Source organism: Caldisericum sp. (genome assembly GCF_049967455.1).
GTDB lineage: Bacteria > Caldisericota > Caldisericia > Caldisericales > Caldisericaceae > Caldisericum > Caldisericum exile_A.
Genome location: NZ_JBMFSR010000059.1, coordinates 1 through 4,679, shown reverse-complemented (window position 1 = coordinate 4,679; position 4,679 = coordinate 1). Strand labels below are relative to the sequence as shown.

The following is a 4,679-nucleotide window of genomic DNA, read 5'->3' as shown; positions in this document are numbered from 1 at the left end:
GAATCTCCTCAGTCTCGGGGGAGTATTGAGGGGGAGGTGTGTTGCCCCCTCAAAATGGTTGTCATTCCGAAGGCTTTAGCCTGAGGAATCTCCTCTGTTTCGGGGGAGTATTATATATGGTGACAAACATTTTGAGGGGTATTTAAGATTTTACAAATTATCACTCGATTAAAAAATTTGCTAAAAATTTTTTAAAAGAAATTCACAATTTCTTGACATTTGGTATAATTTATCAATGGAAATGAAAATAGACTGGTTACTTATAATACTTGAGTTTTCTGTATTCACAATCCCAATCCTTTTAGGATTTATACTATCGTTTAGATGGTTTATACAAAAAAGAACATATGAGAGAGTTCTATTCATAGTGGCATTTTCATTTCCGATTGTTGTGATACTATCCCTTATAAAAGTCTTTTATATATTAGAGTTAGGTCCAAATGAAAGTGCGTTTCTAACTATAAATCTAATATTTGCAATCGGAATTTCTACATTTATCTATATCACGATTCTTGAAACAACAGGAAAGACGTATGCTAAGCCAAATTCAATTGAAATAATAGGCATTTTAATGCTTATTTTATCTTCCTTTTTGCTTGGAAACATAATGCGCGCATTGGACTATATCTCTTGGGGCATTATAGGAATTGCTATTATTCACCTTGTTAGGGGATTTGCATATTCAAAATATGGCTCTTCTCATGAAAAAAGAATGTATGTTTTAGTGGTGCTCTTTTCGGCAATTTCAGTATTCTTGAAACTTCTATATTATACGGATTATCTTCCTCTTAAACCAACAATCTATATTTCGCTTACCTTGATGTTTTTGTCTTTTCTTCACGGCGTATTTACCCTTAAAAACATAGGTGCAAGGATGCCCAGTCGTCCTTTAGAAAAGGAGATTTTTAAAGAAAAACTTTCAATCTTCACAAGACTTGTTGCAATATCACTTACTGCAGCAATTATAACATCAATTGCATCTTCTTTTGGATTTAACTCATACAGAAGTCAAAAGGAACAAATTATATCTGATTTAAATTATAGTGTTCAGAATGCATCGTTTGTAATTGCTGACAAACTCAATCAATACTTGCTTGATTCATTTGAAAGTCCTCTTGTATATCTTGCAGAAACTCTTGATGTAGATAACTTAGATCATGCAAAACTGCAAATAAAAACATTCTACGATACCCATAAATCCATATTCGCATCAGTTACGCTTATGAATGATAAGGGCATAATTGTATATACATATCCCTACACATACGCCATAGGCTCTAATATTTCAAATCAGCCTCATGTAAAGGAAGTTCTCAAAACAAAAAAAACAACTCTATCACTGCCTTTTAAGACAGTCGAGGGCTTTAATGCAATAGCAATACATATACCAATATTTAAAGGAAAAATATTTACCTATACTATTGCAGGATTAATTGACCTTAATACTCTTTCCAGAAATTTATCAAATGCAATTACACCTTTTAAATATATTTTGTCAGAGGATGGAGTAGTGTGTGCAACAAACATTTCTGATTCATTCATCTTAAAAAATGTAGATACTGTTTTAGGAAGCGTTTCCAACTATTCAATTTCAAAATCTTATTCCTTTACTTATCTTTCACGCTCTTTTTTAATTAAAACCTTTGGAAGCCTAAGTGATTTAAGCGAAAAATTGCATTGGGTCTTTTTGACCACAGTATTAACTTATGGGTTATTCATATTCTTATTTTTACTTTTCTATGCAACAGTTCTTTATGGACTTTTTGCATTGGAAAAGGAAACTACATTAGAGCTTGAAGAAACCCTAAAAAGGGAATTAGAGGCGTTAAAAGCGTATAAAGATACTCAAGAAAAACTAAATACACTAAACAACTTCATATTTACTACCTCAATTGACGCCCCAATAGAGACGGCTGTTCAAAAACTCTTAGAAACAGTAGTTCATCTTATTCCCAAAATAGAGAAGGGTGTTTTATGGTTTGTTGTTGGAGATAAAGTTATGCCTGTTGCTTCCGTGGGCTATGACGTAGATCTTTTAAAAAAACTAATTCTTGATAAAGAAAGGGAGGAGAGATTTTGGAAGAAGCCAATTATTATTGAAAAAATAGGAATCTCGGGATTCCCCGAAGAACTCAGGGATTATGCAAAAAAGCTTGGACTGGAAGATATTAAAGAGACTCTTATTATCCCAATTACTGTTAAAGATGAATATATGGGGCACTTCTCTTTAGATATCTTTAAAGAAGGTGTTCACTTCAATGAGGTTGATATAGCCATTGCAAATTCAGTTGCTAAAATTATTTCATTCTATTTTTCAATTCAAGCGGCGCTTAAGGCTCTTAAAAAAGAAGTTGATACAAACGCAAGTCTTGCTTCAAAACTTGAAAATATTTTTGTTTTTCTATCAAAAACAAGTTTTAAAGAGGATTACGAAGAGTTCTTTTCAAAACTTTTGATGCTTACACTTTCATTAATAGAAGGTGGGGAATACGGAACTATTCTTCTGAGGACTAAAGACGAGCTTAAGTATGTAGCTTCATTTGGTTATGATGTGTCTCTTCTTAACGAATTAAACATCGATCTTGAAACAGAAGAAAAGCTTGTTGAAAAAGGAAAAGTTAAAATAATTGAATCTATAGAAGCTGTCGGATTAGATGAAAGCCAAAGAGAGCTTGCAAAAAAGTTAGGATTAGACAGAGTAAAATACACAATAACTGCATCTTTCTTTATCGAAGACGAGTATTATGGTGGCATCTTTATTGATTCAACAAAAGATCAGAATCCATTTACCACACAAGATATCGAAGTAATGGAAGCAATTTCAAACCTTGGGTCGCTATTTTTAAGGACAAAGAAACTCTTTGAAGATTTAGAAAATGAGCTAAAGATAGATTCAATAATAACGGAAATTTCTAAAAACCTCGATTTTGAGATGAGTGTAAAAAATTACTTTAAAGAAGTTTTCCAATTGTTAAATAGAACCTTCGAATATTTAAACTCAATGAAAGTATCAGTTGAAATTGAAAATCGTTTTATACATGTTTTTGCTTGTGATGATTCTGTTAATGTAGTTCATTCTAAATCAAGTGAATACACATTTGAAGAAGAAAAGGAAATTAATAATTTCGAAAAGATATATTATGAGATTGGAAAAGACAAAATCGAATTCGGTTTAAAGGAAGGAAGTGAACAAAATTCAGACATTATAAATCAGTTATCAGTATCAATATTGCCTGTTTTGAAAAGCTTTTTTATATACAAGGATAGAGCAAAGCTTTTTGCAGATATTATGATAGCATTTGCAAGAACTATTGACTCAAAAGATCCTTACACAAGGACGCACTCTGAAAACGTAACAAAATACGCGTATTTCTTTGCAAGGCATCTTGGGCTTGATAAAAGAAATCTTAAAATACTTGTATTAGCAGCAATTCTACATGATATAGGGAAAATTGGTGTAAAGGAGTCAATTCTTCTTAAAAACGGACCTTTAACAGCTGAAGAGCGGGAAATCATAAACATACATCCAGAAAAAGGTTATGAGATTATTTCTGTAATTGAAGGCTTGGAAGCTTCGGCAAAAATATTGAGACATCATCATGAAAGATGGGATGGAAAGGGTTATCCTGATAAGTTAAAGGGCGAAGAAATCCCATACCTATCAAGGATATTATCAATAGTTGATGCCTTTGATGCAATGACAACAGAAAGACCTTACAGAAAGGCATTAACAGTTGATGAAGCGATGAAAGAAATTGAAAAGAATGCAGGCATTCAGTTTGATCCGGAACTTGCAAAAAGATTTATAGAACTTAAAGATTCAATAAAAGATGCGCTTAATATTTCAATAGAAGATATACTGATGGAAATATTGAACATAGAGTGAGGTGTAATATTATATATGAACAACATAAGAATCGGAGCAATGCAAAAGTTTTCTCTTGTAGATTATCCTGATAAAACTTGTGCGATTATCTTTACAATAGGTTGTAATTTCCGTTGTCCTTTTTGCCACAATAGGGAACTTGTCTTAGAAAAAGAGTTTCCAAATGAAATTCCTTTTGAAGATATTATTGATTTTCTTGAGACTCGTAAGGGACTTCTTGATGCAGTTGAATTTACTGGCGGAGAGCCATTAATACACAAAGGACTGATTGACACCATAAAGAGAATAAAAGATATGGGCTTTTTGGTAAAACTTGATACCAATGGATCATTCCCAAAGAGGCTGATAGATCTCTTACCTTTTGTTGATTATATTGCAATGGATATAAAGGCACCACTTGAAAAATACAGCGAGGCAACAGGTGTAAAAATTGAGAGTGACACAATAAAAGAAAGTATCCAGATTATCAAAGCCTCAGAAAAGGATTACGAATTTAGAACAACTGTATTCAAAAACTACTTTAAGACTATTGATGACTTTGTTTCTGTGGGCAATCTTATAAATAGAGCAAAGGCCTACTACATTCAAAGACCGCATTTTGATAAGGTATTAAATCCAAACTATCCATTTGAGACTTTTACAGACAAAGAATTACAAGATATTCAAGCATTGATGAAACAATTTGCAGATACAGTAGAGATAAGATAGAATTTTAAGAGTATAATACCCTCAATGCCTCCTCAAAATGTTTGTCACCATATATAATACTCCCCCGAAACAGAGGAGATTCCTC

General features: G+C 32.5%; 2 protein-coding genes. Both read left to right on the top strand.

Features of this window, described 5'->3' with window-relative positions; translation table 11 throughout:
- Positions 1-235: 235 nt before the first annotated feature.
- Complete coding sequence (locus tag ACP5SP_RS07325) at positions 236-3,886, top strand: HD domain-containing phosphohydrolase (RefSeq protein ID WP_428076380.1); 3,651 nt, start codon at positions 236-238, stop codon at positions 3,884-3,886.
- Between the two features lie 15 nt (positions 3,887-3,901).
- Positions 3,902-4,594: an anaerobic ribonucleoside-triphosphate reductase activating protein gene (locus tag ACP5SP_RS07320; protein ID WP_428076379.1), complete on the top strand. Its 693-nt coding sequence runs from the start codon at positions 3,902-3,904 to the stop codon at positions 4,592-4,594.
- The last annotated feature ends 85 nt before the right edge of the window (positions 4,595-4,679 follow it).

What these genes read in the sequence shown, in the direction of transcription:
- ACP5SP_RS07325 (WP_428076380.1), top strand. Translation starts at nt 236, where the DNA reads ATGGAAATGAAAATAGACTGGTTACTTATAATACTTGAGTTTTCTGTA.
- ACP5SP_RS07320 (WP_428076379.1), top strand. Translation starts at nt 3,902, where the DNA reads ATGAACAACATAAGAATCGGAGCAATGCAAAAGTTTTCTCTTGTAGAT.